Origin of the sequence: Corallococcus macrosporus DSM 14697, from assembly GCF_002305895.1 — a bacterium.
In the GTDB taxonomy this organism is placed as follows: Bacteria; Myxococcota; Myxococcia; order Myxococcales; family Myxococcaceae; genus Myxococcus; species Myxococcus macrosporus.
In genome coordinates, this window is the sequence record NZ_CP022203.1 from 3,180,063 (window position 1) to 3,193,151 (window position 13,089).

The 13,089-nt window shown below is 72.8% G+C and carries 12 protein-coding genes; 5 read left to right on the plus strand and 7 right to left on the minus strand.

Annotated elements, in window-relative coordinates:
* Positions 1–7 precede the first annotated feature (7 nt).
* Entirely contained in the window at positions 8–526 is a 519-nt protein-coding gene (locus MYMAC_RS13530; protein ID WP_043710897.1) for an NADH-quinone oxidoreductase subunit C, read from the minus strand.
* Positions 527–925: 399 nt separating this feature from the next.
* Between MYMAC_RS13530 and MYMAC_RS13535 the strand changes: the two genes are divergently transcribed.
* Positions 926–2,953, plus strand: coding sequence for a sulfatase-like hydrolase/transferase (locus MYMAC_RS13535; protein WP_095958384.1), 2,028 nt, complete (start codon positions 926–928; stop codon positions 2,951–2,953).
* A 45-nt stretch (positions 2,954–2,998) separates the two neighbouring features.
* On the opposite strand, the gene MYMAC_RS13540 is transcribed toward MYMAC_RS13535, so the two are convergent.
* On the minus strand, positions 2,999–3,562 hold the full coding sequence (locus tag MYMAC_RS13540) for an NADH-quinone oxidoreductase subunit B (RefSeq protein ID WP_013939311.1): 564 nt from the start codon (positions 3,560–3,562) through the stop codon (positions 2,999–3,001).
* Positions 3,563–3,568: 6 nt separating this feature from the next.
* Positions 3,569–3,940, minus strand: a complete 372-nt coding sequence (locus MYMAC_RS13545; RefSeq protein ID WP_095958385.1) for an NADH-quinone oxidoreductase subunit A — start codon at positions 3,938–3,940, stop codon at positions 3,569–3,571.
* Between the two features lie 249 nt (positions 3,941–4,189).
* Between MYMAC_RS13545 and MYMAC_RS13550 the strand changes: the two genes are divergently transcribed.
* Positions 4,190–5,752 carry a methyl-accepting chemotaxis protein gene (locus MYMAC_RS13550; protein WP_095958386.1) on the plus strand — a complete coding sequence of 521 codons (1,563 nt, stop codon included), beginning with the start codon at positions 4,190–4,192 and terminating at the stop codon, positions 5,750–5,752.
* A 3-nt stretch (positions 5,753–5,755) separates the two neighbouring features.
* On the opposite strand, the gene MYMAC_RS13555 is transcribed toward MYMAC_RS13550, so the two are convergent.
* The 4 genes from MYMAC_RS13555 to MYMAC_RS13570 all read right to left on the minus strand — a co-directional run bounded on the left by MYMAC_RS13555 (position 5,756) and on the right by MYMAC_RS13570 (position 10,974).
* Positions 5,756–5,998, minus strand: a complete 243-nt coding sequence (locus MYMAC_RS13555; RefSeq protein WP_013939314.1) for an amphi-Trp domain-containing protein — start codon at positions 5,996–5,998, stop codon at positions 5,756–5,758.
* A gap of 93 nt (positions 5,999–6,091) precedes the next feature.
* Complete coding sequence (locus MYMAC_RS13560) at positions 6,092–6,982, minus strand: sigma-70 family RNA polymerase sigma factor (RefSeq protein WP_095958387.1); 891 nt, start codon at positions 6,980–6,982, stop codon at positions 6,092–6,094.
* Positions 6,979–10,098 carry a tetratricopeptide repeat protein gene (locus MYMAC_RS13565; protein ID WP_095958388.1) on the minus strand — a complete coding sequence of 1,040 codons (3,120 nt, stop codon included), beginning with the start codon at positions 10,096–10,098 and terminating at the stop codon, positions 6,979–6,981. Before MYMAC_RS13565 ends, MYMAC_RS13560 begins: the two co-directional genes overlap by 4 nt.
* A 57-nt stretch (positions 10,099–10,155) precedes the next feature.
* Positions 10,156–10,974 (minus strand): PHP domain-containing protein, encoded by an 819-nt coding sequence (locus tag MYMAC_RS13570; protein ID WP_095961574.1) that lies wholly within the window; start codon positions 10,972–10,974, stop codon positions 10,156–10,158.
* Between the two features lie 116 nt (positions 10,975–11,090).
* Here MYMAC_RS13570 and MYMAC_RS13575 point away from each other — a divergent pair, with 116 nt between their 5' ends.
* The 3 genes from MYMAC_RS13575 to MYMAC_RS13585 are packed head-to-tail and all read left to right on the plus strand — an operon-like array spanning position 11,091 to position 13,078.
* Positions 11,091–11,375, plus strand: coding sequence for a hypothetical protein (locus MYMAC_RS13575; protein WP_013939318.1), 285 nt, complete (start codon positions 11,091–11,093; stop codon positions 11,373–11,375).
* 10 nt (positions 11,376–11,385) lie between these two features.
* Positions 11,386–12,609, plus strand: coding sequence for a deoxyhypusine synthase family protein (locus tag MYMAC_RS13580; protein WP_095958389.1), 1,224 nt, complete (start codon positions 11,386–11,388; stop codon positions 12,607–12,609).
* Positions 12,610–12,643: 34 nt separating this feature from the next.
* Complete coding sequence (locus MYMAC_RS13585) at positions 12,644–13,078, plus strand: OsmC family protein (RefSeq protein ID WP_013939320.1); 435 nt, start codon at positions 12,644–12,646, stop codon at positions 13,076–13,078.
* The last annotated feature ends 11 nt before the right edge of the window (positions 13,079–13,089 follow it).

The window sequence follows — 13,089 nt, forward strand, 5'->3', positions numbered from 1 at the left end:
TCCTCGCTCAGGAGAGCCCGCTGGTACCGGGACCGCGGAAGATGTCCTTGATGGGGCGCTCGGGGATGAGCGGCTGCCGGTCGCGCAGCGCGTAGTCCTTGCGCAGCGGGTGCCCCTCGAACTCGTCGTAGAGGAGGATGCGGCGCAGGTCGGGGTGACCGTCGAAGCGGATGCCATAGAAGTCGAAGGTCAGGCGCTCCCACCAGTTGGCGCCCCGGAAGAGCGGCACCAGGGTGGGGACCACCGGGTTGGCCTCGCTCACGCGCACCTTGAGCCGCACGTGCTCGTGCCGCTTGATGGAATAGAGGAAGTAGACGACCTCGAAGCGAGGGTCGTTCTCCGCCAGGTGCAGCCGATCCACGGCGTCGATGGAGCCGAACAGCTTGAACTCCAGCTCCGGGTCGTTCTTCAGGAACGCGGCGACCTTCGGGAGCGAGTCCGCATGGATGACGGCCCAGGCGCCTCCGGTCCGGTCCACGTAGCGATCCGCCACAGCCTCTGGGAGCTGGGCGGAGACCCTGTCCAACGCGAAAGTGCTCAAGGGGGCCCCAATGACTAAGGGAGAAGAATCCGCGGCTTTATAAGGAGCCCTCGGCGGGTGCGTCAACGTAAACCCTCAACCATGTAGCCCACTTAGGAGGCCCAGAAGCGGGCGTTGCGCGAAACCCGGCGGCAGGGTGGCTGGCCGCCCGGACAGGGGGTGGATCAGCCGGCCGCGAGCACGGCCCGGGGCTGTCCCACACTGGGTGCGAAGGTGGCCACGGGCAGCCGCTCGCCGGGCACCACGGCGCGGGGCCCCTGCCGGCCACCCGTCGCCACGGAGTCAAGGCCGCCATTCCGCGGCGCCCCCGGGGACGCGCGCCCTGGAGGGGGCGGTCGTCCGGCCGGCACGCGCCTGTTGCATTCGGGTATAGAAGGGCAGGTCATGCCCGAATCCCCCCCTTCCGGCATCCTCCGTTCCTGGTGGCCGCGCCTGCTCGTGGGCGCCGTGCTGGGCGTGCTGCTGTTCGCGGGTGAGTCGTGGCTGCTCCTCCGTTCGGGCGTGGTGGGCATGGACATCCCGGTGGACGGCCCCTACGCGGCGCTGATGGCGGCCATGCGGCCCGTCGTCCCGGGGCTGTTGCTGCGGGTGGCGGCCGTGTACGCGGTGGCCGGCCTGGCGCTGGCGGCGGCGGGCACGCTGCTGGCGCGCGCCTGGGGACGCGGTGGCGCGGGGGCCTCGCTGGGGCAGGGGCTCCTGCTCTTCCTGTTGCTGGCGTGGGACCGGGCCATCGCGCGTCCGGCCCTCTTCGACGACCTGCCCGCGGTGCGGCCGCTGCTGGCGTGGCTGGTGGAGCACGGCGAGCCCTGGCATCCCCGCGCGGTGGTGGCGGTCTGGCTGGTGGCGCACGGCGCGGCGTGGGTGGTCCGCTCGAAGCAGGGGCGGCGCGCGCTGTGGGGCGGCGCGGCGCTGGCGGGCCTGCTGGGGCTGTGGCTGCTGGGGCAGGGGGTGGCTGGTCGGGACGCGCCCCGGCATCCGCTGGTGGTGGTCATCGGCATCGACGCCTTCCGGCCGGACCGGCTGAGGTCCCAAGGTGGCTCCGGCGAGGTGGCGCCCCACGTGGAGCGCCTGCTGGAGGACGCCACGCTCTTCACCCGCGCGTACACGCCCATTGCCCAGACGGAGCCGGCGTGGCGTTCGCTGCTCACCGCGCGGTGGCCGCACGAGACGGGCGTGCGCTACTCGCTGACGTCCGACTCGCGGATGCAGCTCCAGCGCACCTTCGCGGAGACCTTTTCGGAGGCGGGGTGGCGCACGGTGTTCGCCACCGACTGCTCGCGCTTCCACGCGGAGGGGCCCGCGTCCGGCTTCGCGGAGCGGCTGCAGCCCCCGCGCGGCGCGGTGAACTTCCTCCTGGAGAAGCTGCGCTACCGCGCGCTGGGCCTGTTCGCGGACCACGCGCTGGGCGCCGCGTGGGTGCCGGAGTTCATCGACAACCGCGCGCTGGCCGGCATCCATGACCCCATGGGGTACGCGGAGCGGCTGGCGGCGCGGCTGGTGGACGAGGCGCGCCAGGGGCCCACGCTGTTCGCCTTCCACGCCACGGCGGCGCACTTCCCGGGGGACCCGGTGCATCCCTTCTACCGCCGCTTCGTGCCGGCGTCGGAGCCGCTGGAGCGCCGGCTGCGCATGCACTTCGCCCCGGTGACGCCGGGCGCGAAGGGCGGCTGGAACCGCGCGGGCGCGGAGGCGCTCTACGACGAGCTGCTTGCCCAGGCGGACGCGCAGGTGGGGGCGCTGCTGGAGGCGCTGCGCCGCGCCGGGCGCTACGACGACGCGCTCATCCTCCTGCTGTCGGACCACGGCGAGAGCTTCCACGCGGACCGCGCGGACCTGGCCGGCGCCACGCCCGTGCACGGCGCGCGCTTGTCGGAGGAGGAGAACCGCATCCTCCTGGCGGTGAAGCCGCCCGGGGGCCGGGGGGAGGCGCCGGCGCTGGTGGACGCGCTGGTGCGGCTGGTGGACGTGGGGCCCACGCTGCTGGAGCTGTCCGGACTGCCGCGCCTGTCGGGCGTGGACGGCGTGTCGCTGGTGCCGCTCCTGCGCGGCGAGGCGCTGGCGCCGCTGGCGCTGTACGCGGAGACGGGCTTCACCCACGTGCTGCCGGAGGTGTTCGACCCGGGGCACTGGCCGGGGGCGCCCCGCTCCTTCGACGCGTACCGCATCCGCCCGGATGGCGTGGTGGAGATGGGGCCCGCGGCCCACGCCAGCATCCTCCAGGAGAAGGACGTGGGCGCCTTCGACGGGCAGCGCTGGTGGGTGGACCGGCCCCAGGCCAACGGCACCGTGCTGCGCGCCTGCCAGGGCGACTGTGAGGGGCCGGACGCGCTGGCGCTGGAGGCGTGGTTCGACGGCGTGCAGGGCCGCGCGGAGGCGCCAGAAATACCAAGGCCCCGGCGCTTCCACCGATGAAGGCGGGGAGCGGCGGGGCCCCGGCGGTACCGCGCGTGGGGCGCGTTACTTGTTCATGGACAGCAGCAGGTTGTGCCGCGCGGCCGTGGGGTTGGCCTCCTCGCGGTCCGCGATGCGGTGGACCTGGTTGCCAATCTTGTCCTGCAGCAGCATCAGGCCGTCCAGCACCTGCTCCGGGCGCGGCGGGCAGCCGGGGATGTAGACGTCCACCGGGATGATGCGGTCGATGCCCTGGAGCACCGCGTAGTTGTCGTAGAAGCCGCCCGAGGACGCGCACACGCCGAAGGCCACGACCCACTTGGGCTCGGCCATCTGCTCGTAGACGCGCTTGAGGATGGGGGCCTGCTTCAGGTTGATGGTGCCCACCACCATCAGCAGGTCCGCCTGACGCGGCGAGAAGCGGGGGAACTCCGCGCCGAAGCGGGAGATGTCGTGCCGGCTGGCGGCCACGGACATGTACTCCATGCCGCAGCAGGCCGTGGCGTACGGGTAGGTGAAGAGCGAGTACTTGCGCGCCCAGCCCAGGCCCTTGGAGACGATGGACTGGAGCCAGCCCATGGACTCGTCGCGGCGCGTGGTAACGATGTTTGCGAGGTCAGCGTCAGCCATGATGTCTCAGCTCTCCCAGTCCAGGGCGCCCTTCTTCCAGATGTAGATAAGGCCGACCACCAGCGTCGCCGCGAAAACCAGCATCTCCACGTACCCGAACCACGCGAGCGCCTGGAAGTTGACCGCCCAGGGGTACAGGAACACGGCTTCCACGTCGAACACGATGAACAGCAGGGCCACGACGTAGAACTTCACCGCGAAGCGCTGCCGCGCCGGGCCGCTCGACTCGGAGCCGGCCTCGAAGCTGGTCGACTTGATGGCGCTCGGGCGGCGGGGACCCAGCCGCGTGGTGATCTGGGGAATGAGCATCGCCATGCCACCCGCCAGCAGCAGGACGATGGCCAGCGGCAGGTACGGCGTGAGGGGAGTCGGAGTCATCGCGCGCGGAACCTAATGACACCGCGCGCGCCATGTCAAAGGGAAAGTCCAGGGGGCGGCGCGCCAACCCCTTGAGATAACGGCGAAAAGCGGTGTTCATGCCACCCCGGTGCGGGCCCGGCGTGGATCAGCCGCCCGCATGGCCCCGGTCCGGCCGGGCGGTTTGACGCTCCGCGAAGGGGCGCCTACCGTCCGAGGACGTCCGGCATCCATCCGGCGTGGAACTTTCTCACCGGGGAGGCGACAGGCATGTGGGGCCGGCTCGGCTTGCGGACGCAGGTGGCCATCGCGGTGCTCGTGCCCTGCCTGGCGGTGGTGGGCTTCTGCGTCGTGTACTTCCCGATGCACCAGCGGGACGTCACCCTGGAGCTGCTCCAGAAGCGGGTGCGGGTGGTGGCGCGGCTCATGTCGCAGCACCCCGCGCTGCTGACCGCGGACGGCTCGCCGCGGTCCATGGCCCGGGTGGGGGAGGTGCTGTCGCTGCTGGAGGCCCCGGAGGCGGTGAGCGAGCGCGGCGGCTTCACCCTGCGCTATCAGGGCCTGCTGTCCGCGGAGGGCGAGGTGCTCCAGGCGCGCGGCGTGATTCCGCCGGAGGTCCGCGCGGGTGGGGTGGACGGGGCGGAGGGCTGCGCGACGGCCACGCGGCGCGAGGAGGTGTCGGTCCGCTGCGCCAGCGGCGAGCGCGTCTACGTCGCGGGCTTCGGCGTGCAGGAGGCGCTCAGCTCGGTGGATGACCTGCGCGGCGCGGCGCTGGCCGGGCTGGCGGGCGCGCTGGTGCTGGGGCTGGCCCTGTCGCTGTTCATCAGCCGAGCCATCGCCGAGCCGGTGGCGCGGGTGACGGAGGTGGTGCGGGACGTGGCCCGGGGCGACATGTCGCGCGGGGAGCTGGACGTGCCGGCCACGGGCGAGATTCGCCTCATGGCGCAGTCCTTCAACAAGATGCTGGGCACGCTGCGCGGCTCGGTGATGGAGATGGTGTCGCGCTCGGAGCAGCTCTCCGGCGCGTCGCGCGGCCTGCTGGGCGCGTCCGCGGACCAGGAGCACGTCATCAGCCAGCAGGCGGCCTACGCGCAGCAGATCGCCGCCACGTTCGAGGAGCTGAGCCGCACCGCCGAGCAGATCTCCAGCTCCACGGAGGTGGTGGAGTCGAGCGCGCGGCGCACCCACGAGGCGGTGGCGGAGGCCATGGCGGTGGTGGCGCAGGTGGTGGCCGGCATCAACGACATCCGCACCGAGTCCAAGGGCGTGGCGGACGCGATTGTCGGCCTCAACCAGGACCTGCAGCAGGTGTCGAAGATTGCCCAGGTCATCAACCAGGTGGCGGAGCGCTCCGACCTGCTGGCGCTGAACGCGGCGCTGGAGGGCACCAAGGCGGGCGAGGTGGGGCGCGGCTTCTCGCTGGTGGCCGCGGAGATGCGCAAGCTGGCGGAGAACGTGTCCGCCTCCGCGCGCGACATCGCCCGCATCGTGGAGAAGGTGCAGGACTCCGGCGAGGAGGCGGCGGCCAAGGCCCGCGTGGGCATGGCCACCAGTGACCGGGGCGTGGAGGTGGCGGAGCAGGCCTCCTCCGTGTTCCAGCGCATCGTCGAGCTGGCGCGTGGCACCAGCGAGGCGGCGCGGCAGATCACCATCGCCACCCGTCAGCAGCGGCAGTCCAGCGAGCAGGCCGTGCAGGGGGCCCGCAACGTCGCGGAGCTGGTGAAGCAGGGCGTGGACGCGACGGGGCGCACCACCCGCATCGCCCAGGACCTGCAGGCGGTGGCCGAGGGCCTCACCGCCGTCACCAGCCGCTTCAAGACGACGCGGAGCTGACGCTCATTCGCGCTGCCAGCGGAGCTGGAACTCGACCTCGTCCACGCCGTCCTCGCGCTCGTGCTCGATGTTGAAGAGCGCGTCCGCGGGGATGCGCAGGCGCTCGCCGGCGACCTGGATGCTGAAGGCCTTGCCCGCCTCGAGGGCGTCCGCCAGCCGCCGCAGCTTCGCGACGAAGTCCTTGCGGGGGTACGTCTTCTCCAGGTCGCGGTCCGCTCGCTTCGCCTTCGCCTTCTTCTGCGCCATCGTCGTGGGCCTCATCGTCCAAGGGGTTCCCGCGGATGATGGCATTGCCTGTGCCGGGCCCGCAGCCCGAATCGGCGCCGGGCCCGCGCCGCGTCAGCCCATCAGCCGGTGGAGGCTCAGGTCCAGTCGGCTCACCACCAGCCCCAGCAGGCTCTCCACCTCGCGCCCGTCCAGCTTCAGCCGCGCGGCCAGCTCGCGCTGGGTCCGCTTCAGCAGCCGCTCCCGGGCCTGGGCCACGTGCCGCGCCACGCTGGAGCGCGGCTCCGCGTACAGCGTGGCGATGCGGTCCATGGTGAGGCCGTGGAGGTGGTGCAGCCGCAGCAGGGCGCGTTCCCGCTCGGACAGCGCCTCCAGCGCCACCTGGAGGGACTCCGACAGGGCCCGCCGCGAGTGGGCCTGGAGCACGTTGCGCTCGGGGTCGTCCCGGGACAGCAGGTGCTCCAGGGCCTCGGGCGGCGTGGAGGCCTGCTCGTGGCGGCCCGCCCGCGCCAGCAGCTCCCCGCCAATGCGCGAGGCGACGATGCGCACCCAGCCGCCCAGCGAGCCCCGGCCGGAGTACTCCGCGATTTTCGGCGCGCCGCCGTGGGCGCCCAAGAGCAGCCGCTGGCGCGTCACCTGGAGCACCTCGTCCACCTGCGCCGCGCTGTGGCGGGACAGCCGCGCCGCCGCCTTCTGGAGGACGTGTTTCTCGAAGAGCGCCAGCGCGTGCGGCTCGCCTCGCGCGCAGGCGCACGCCAGGTGGACGTCCTCGGCGTGGAGCTGGCGGAGCGCGTCCAGCGGGCACCCCTGCTCGCGCAGGTGCCGGCCCACGTGGTGCAACAGGGCCTCTGGAGATACCGCCACGGTGGGCCAGGCCGCGCGGCCTCTGGCCACCAGGTCCGTCAGCAGCGACTCCACGGCCGGCGTGGACCGCAGCGCCGCGTGCAGCGGCTCGGGCGCCCCCGCGAGCAGCAGCGCCGTCAGCGTGCCCGGAGCCGGGCTCATCGGGTGACCTCGCTCACGCGGGGGAGGTGCCGTGCCTGCCAGGCCATGAGCTCCTCGTGCTCGCGCCGGGCGCGCGGGCCCTGGGCTTCCAGCCACGCCTTCGCCTCCAGGACGAGCGCCGAGGCCCGCGCCCGTTCATCCGGCGTGGGCCGCTCCCACAGGGCCCGGGCGAGCAGGAAGGACACCCGCGCCGCCTCCTTCCGGTCCAGCCACGCGCGGGCATGGATGCGCCGCGCGCGTTCGAGCAGCGGCGCGGCCCGCCCGGGCGCGCCCAGGCCCAGGTGGGCCTCGCCGAGGCAGGCCAAGTCCAGGGCGACGTCCGGGCTGTCCTCGCCCTGCGCGGCTTCATCCAGCGTGAGCGCCCGCTGGCAGCGGGTGAGCGCCGCCCGGAACGCGCCCGTCTCCAGGTCCACCCGGGCCAGGTCCCGCTCCACGCCGCACGCCACCACGCTGTCGGCGCCGTTCACCTGCTGGAGGAGGCTCAGCGCCTGCGTCAGGCTGCGCCGCGCCGCCGCGGGCCGGCCCGCGCGCAGGTGGATGAGGCCCAGGTTGCGCAGCGACATCTCCAGGCGGGGGGAGTCCTCGCCCACGCTGCGCTGGATGCGCTCCAGCGCCTGCTGGTTGTGGGCGAGCGCCTCGTCGAGCCGGTCCGAGTCATAGGCCACCATGCCCAGGCCGCCGAGCGCGGTGACGGTGCTCGGGTGGTCCGGCCCCTTGCTGCGCTCGAAGATGGCCAGGGCCCGCGCGTAGTGGCTCCGGGCCTCGTCCAGCCGGCCCTCGCGGCGCAGCAGGCCGGCCAGGTTGTTGAGCGGCGCGGCCAGGCTCGCATGGTCCTCGCCGCGCGCGGCCTCCAGCAGCGCCAGCGAGCGCTGGAACGTCTCCCGCGCTTCCTGCGTGCGGCCCAGGTACATCAGCTCGGTGGCGATGTTGTTGAGGTTGAGCGCGAGCACCGGGTGCTCGGGGCTCCACTGGCGCTCCTGGAACGCGTGGGCCTGGGCCTCGCGGAAGAGCGCCAGCGCCTCCTCCGCGCGGAGCTGCCGCGAGCGCACCCGCCCCAGGCCGGTGAGGAAGTAGGTGACGCGCGGGCGCGAGGGGCCCGCCGTCCTTCGCGCCAGCGCGAGCCCTTGCGTGTACTCCGCGTCCGCTTCATCCAGCTTGCCCTGCACCAGCAGCAGGCCGCCCATGCGCAGGTGCAGGTCGGTGGCGATGTGCGGGAAGCGCTCGCGTCCCAGGCGCTCCACCGCGGCGCGGGCGTGGTGCACCAGCCGGTTCGCCTCGTCCATGCGCGCCATCTGGTCGCCCACCACCCACAGGAGGAGATTCCAGACGCGCGCCGCCGTCTCGTCGTCGCGGCCCGCCTCGGCGGCCCACAGCGCCTCGTAGAGGTGCTCCTCGGCCTCCCTGGGCCTGCCGGCGAGCCCGTGCGCATAGCCGTGCAGCGTGAGGACCTCGGCCTCCAGCGGGCGGTAGTCCAGCCCCTGGAGGTCCTGGAGCAGCGCGGTCGTCACCTCCAGGGCGCCGGGGTGGTTGCCCGCGTCCATGCGGGCCCGGGCCTCGGCCAGCTTGCGCCGCGCGGCGTCCACGCGCGGCCTCAGCGCCTCTGGAGGCTGGGGCCGGTTCGCCAGCTCCGGCGCGTCCCGGCAGCCGGACAGGCCCTCCAGGGACGCCACCATCCGCGGCGCGTTCTGCACCGTCCGCGCGTCCGCCGTCTCCAGCACGTCCACCACGGCGGCCAGGTCCCACAGCCGGGTGTCCAGACACGCCGCCGTCTGCCACGAGGCGCTGGCGTCGTCACGCGAGGCGATGCACGCGTCGGTGCGCAGCGTGCGCCAGGTCTCCGCGTGACGGTCCAGCGATGTGGCCACCGCCTCCCATGCGGCGGCGGCGAAGGGCTTGTCCGTGGCGAGGAAGGCCGCGTGAATCCGCTCCCGGCGCTCCGGCCCCCAGACAGCGGAGAGCCGCGCGGCCTCCAACTCGCAGCCGGCCTGCCGCCGATGCGCGGCGACATAGCCCACGGTGAGCCCCAGCAGGCAGGCCACGGCGGCGGAGGCCCCCACCCAGGCGCGGCGACGGCTGGCGCGTGGCGACAGCTCGGCCAGCAGCGCCTCCATCGACGCGAAGCGCTCCTCCGGCAGGGCGCGGAGCCCGCGCAGCACCGCCTTCCTCACGCGGGCGGGGACCTTCGACTCGCGCTCCGGCGCGCGGATGCGGCCTTCCCGCGCGGCCTGCCCCAGGGCCTCCAGCGTCTGGCCCTCGAAGGGGCGCACCCCGTGGAGCGCTTCATGGAGCGCCACGCAGAAGCTGAACTGGTCCGAGCGCGCGTCCACGTCGTGGCCCTGGAGCTGCTCGGGCGCCATGTACGCGGGCGTGCCCAGCAGCGCGCCCGAGTGCGTCAGCGGCGAGTCCACCAGCGAGCCCGACGTCGCCGCCTCGGGCGGACGCGCCGGCGTGGCGCCACGGCCCGGCACCCGGCGGTGGGACGGACGCGCCAGCCCGAAGTCCGTCACCCGGACGCGCCCGTCGTTCCCCACCAGGACGTTGCCCGGCTTGAAGTCGCGGTGGACCAGCCCGGCGGCGTGGGCGGCCGCGAGCCCCCGGCCCGCGTCGATGAAGACGCGCACCACGTCCCGCCAGGGGCGCGGCGCCGTCAGCCACTCCGCCAGGGACGCGCCCTCCACCAGCTCCAGCGCCAGGAAGACGCAGTCGCCGCAGACGCCCACGTCGTGGACGGTGACGACGTTCGGGTGGGCCAGCCGGGCCAGGGCCTGGGCCTCGCGCAGCAGCCGCAGGCGCAGCTCCTCCAACTGCCGGCCCTCCGGACGCAGCAGCTTCAGCGCCACCCGCCGGTCCAGCTCCGGATCGTACGCCGCGTACACCTCGCCCATGGCGCCCCGGCCAATGCGCTCCCGCACCACGTAGCGTGACAGGTGGGTGCCCGCGGCGACCTGCGGCCCCTCCGCCAGCGGGGAGACGGCCTCCGACACACTGGCGCCCAGCGCCAGGTGCTCCTGGCAGCGCTCACAGCCCTCCACGTGGGCCAGCACGCGCGTCCGGTGTGCGTCCGGGAGCGCCCCCTCGAGGAAGTCGCTCAGTGTCGTCTCGCTCGGGCACTCCATGGAGGCCCAGAGCCTAGCAAATTCCAGGATTCTACGCTTTTGCGAGCCTGCGGCGGCTCAGGCCCGGGCGCGCGCCTTGAGCCGGGCGAACAGCTCGGGCGGCATGGAGGCGGAGCCCAGGCGGTGCTCGGCGGAGATGGCCTCGCCGTGGAAGTCGCTGCCGGCGGTGGGGACCAGGTCCAGCTCCTTCGCCAGGGCGAGGTACTTCTGCCGCACGCTGGGGTTGTGGTCCTCGTGGAGGACCTCCAGGCCGGCCAGGCCGAGCTGCGCGAGCGCGCGGATTTCGAGCCGCTCCATGCGCGACGAGCCCGGGTGGGCGAGGGTGGCCGTGCCGCCCGCCTTGCGGATGAGGCGGATGGCGTCCTCGCCGTCCAACTTGAAGCGCTCCACCCAGGCGGCGCCCCGCGTTCCCAGGAAGCGGTCGAAGGCCTCCTTCACGTCCACCACCCACCCCCTGTCCACCAGCACCCGGGCCAGGTGGGGGCGGCCGAGCTGCGCGTCACCGGCCACCGCCCGGACGTGCTCCATGCGCACCGGGTAGCCGAGCTGCCGCATCCGCTCCAGCAGGGCCTCCATGCGTTGCTCGCGCTCCAGGCGGAGCCGGTCGGCGAAGCGGGCGATGTCCTCGTCGTCCGGCCGCAGGAAGTGGCCCAGGATGTGGCACTCGCGTCCGTGGATGAACGCGGAGATTTCGATGCCGGGCACCAGCTCCACGCCGTGGGCGCGCGCCGCCTCCGCGGCCTCGGCCAGCCCCGCGACGGTGTCGTGGTCCGTCACCGCCAGCACCGTCACCCCGGCGGCGGCCGCGCGGGCCAGCAGCTCCGTGGGGGCATATTGACCGTCGCTGGCGGTGGTGTGCGAGTGCAGGTCAATCACGGCGGGCTCCGGGGTGGGGTGAATGTCTCCCATACGCGACCTGTGCCGGGTTTCACACCAACTTGCGGCATGGGGGGTGCCGCCGCCAACCCGGGTGTGCCTAGTGTCTGGGCCCTATGGGCAAGAAGGCCGATACGACCATCGAGAACCGCGTCTACCTCTTCGAGTCACTTGCGAGCAGCTACGTGGCCTCCGCCACCGAGGTCCTGTCCTCGGAGGACCCCGCGATGCGGCAGCGCGCGCGCCGGGCCCTGGCGGAGCTGGCCTTCGTGTCCTGTGTCATGGCGGACACTTCCCATCTGCCGGCCGAGCAGGTGCGGGCCCAGGTGCTCGGCGCGCCCGAGCGCGTCCCGGAGGCGCCGTCGAAGGTGACGGGCGCCGCGCGCAAGCGCAACAAGTAGAGTCGGGGCCATGGCCAAGACCTCCTCGAAGCCGAAGAAGTCGTTGCGCGGCGCGTATTCCGGAGCGCGCAAGGCGGACCCGCGCCCCATCACCGGCAAGGAGAAGCCGGCGGAGCTGCTCGCGCACGCCTTCAGCGCCTACGTGGGGCGCCAGGAGCGCACGGCGTTCGAGCTGATGTCGAAGTCCATGGAGCAGGACGCGTCGGTGTTCCTCACGCTGTCCGGCGCGATGACGCCCGCGGGCCTGCACCAGAGCTGCATCATCCCGCTCATCGAGAAGGGCGTCATCTCCGCCATCACCACCACGGGCGCCAACCTCTACCACGACGCCCACCGCATCATCGGCCACGCCATCCGCGAGGTGAACCCGAACGCGGGGGACCTCCAGTACCGCCTGGCGCGCATCATCCGCATCTACGACCTGGGCTTCTGGGAGGAGGCGCTGCTGGACACCGACCGGCTCTTCTCCGCCATCATCCGGGGGCCGGAGTTCCAGCGGAAGATGACCACGCCGGAGTTCCATTACCTGCTGGGCAAGGCCGTCCACCAGATTGAGAAGAAGCTGGGCGTGAAGCAGCCGTCGCTGTTGTCCACGGCCTACAAGCACGCGGTGCCCATCTGGGTGGGCGCGGTGCAGGACGGCTCCATCTTCCTCAACGTGGTGAAGCTCAAGCGGCTCTTGGGTGACGCGTTCAAGTTCGAGCTCGACATCAACGACGACGTCTACTCCATGGCCGCCATGCAGCACTTCTGCCGGCACCACGGCAGCAAGCGGCTGGCCATCTGGATTCTGGGCGGCGGCGTGCCCAAGAACTACACGCTCCAGGGCGAGCCGCTGCTGGACCAGATTCTCAGCGTGCCCACGCAGGGCTTCGACATCGACGTGCAGTTCTGCGTGGACCCGGTGGACAACGGCGCGCTGTCGAGCTGCCCGGCCGGTGAGGGCCACACCTGGGGCAAGGTCTCCGTGGAGGCGGTGGAGACGGGCTCGGTGTACGTGCACTGCGACGTGACGGCGGTGTTCCCCTGGCTGACGCACGCGCTGCTCAACGAGCCGAGGAACAAGCGCAAGCCGATGCGGCTGATGGACAAGCTGCCGGAGGCCATCACCTTCCTGGACGCGGACGTGAAGAAGCGCCGCAAGTCGCTGATGAAGACGCTGGACTGGAGCGTGGAGGACGCCGAGCCTTCCACCGAGGACGACGCGAAGCAGCACGAGGCGTACGTCCGCTGAACCCCTGAGCCTTTTTCCTTCGAGGAGCACCCACATGAGCTCGCCGCAGCCGCCCGCCACGGGCGTGGTGATGACGCTGGTCAGCCAGCCCCAGTTCAAGACGCAGCTCACCCACGGCCCGTCTGGCACGGTGAACCAGACGGAGGCCCCGCGCGACAACGGCGGCACCGGAGGCAGCTTCTCGCCCACGGACCTGGTGGGCGCGGCGCTGATGTCCTGCGCGGTGACGACGATGCACCTGTTCGCCTCGCGGGAGGGCATTGCCCTGGGCGAGGTGCGCGCCCGCGTGGAGAAGCGCATGACGCCCCCGCCGCGCCGCATTGGCGAACTGGTGCTGGACATCCAGATGCCCGCGGGCCTGTCCGCCGAGCAGCGCGCCACGCTGGAGAAGGTGGGCCGCGAGTGCCCCGTGGCCCGCAGCCTCCACCCGGACGTGAAGCTGCCGGTGACGTTCAGCTATCCGGACTGAGGGCGCGCCCC

Bases quoted from the DNA above. Each gene is read 5' to 3' on its own strand.
- MYMAC_RS13535 (WP_095958384.1), top strand. From the start codon at position 926: ATGCCCGAATCCCCCCCTTCCGGCATCCTCCGTTCCTGGTGGCCGCGC.
- MYMAC_RS13540 (WP_013939311.1), bottom strand. From the start codon at position 3,562: ATGGCTGACGCTGACCTCGCAAACATCGTTACCACGCGCCGCGACGAG.
- MYMAC_RS13545 (WP_095958385.1), bottom strand. From the start codon at position 3,940: ATGACTCCGACTCCCCTCACGCCGTACCTGCCGCTGGCCATCGTCCTG.
- MYMAC_RS13550 (WP_095958386.1), top strand. From the start codon at position 4,190: ATGTGGGGCCGGCTCGGCTTGCGGACGCAGGTGGCCATCGCGGTGCTC.
- MYMAC_RS13555 (WP_013939314.1), bottom strand. From the start codon at position 5,998: ATGGCGCAGAAGAAGGCGAAGGCGAAGCGAGCGGACCGCGACCTGGAG.
- MYMAC_RS13560 (WP_095958387.1), bottom strand. From the start codon at position 6,982: ATGAGCCCGGCTCCGGGCACGCTGACGGCGCTGCTGCTCGCGGGGGCG.
- MYMAC_RS13565 (WP_095958388.1), bottom strand. From the start codon at position 10,098: ATGGAGTGCCCGAGCGAGACGACACTGAGCGACTTCCTCGAGGGGGCG.
- MYMAC_RS13575 (WP_013939318.1), top strand. From the start codon at position 11,091: ATGGGCAAGAAGGCCGATACGACCATCGAGAACCGCGTCTACCTCTTC.
- MYMAC_RS13580 (WP_095958389.1), top strand. From the start codon at position 11,386: ATGGCCAAGACCTCCTCGAAGCCGAAGAAGTCGTTGCGCGGCGCGTAT.
- MYMAC_RS13585 (WP_013939320.1), top strand. From the start codon at position 12,644: ATGAGCTCGCCGCAGCCGCCCGCCACGGGCGTGGTGATGACGCTGGTC.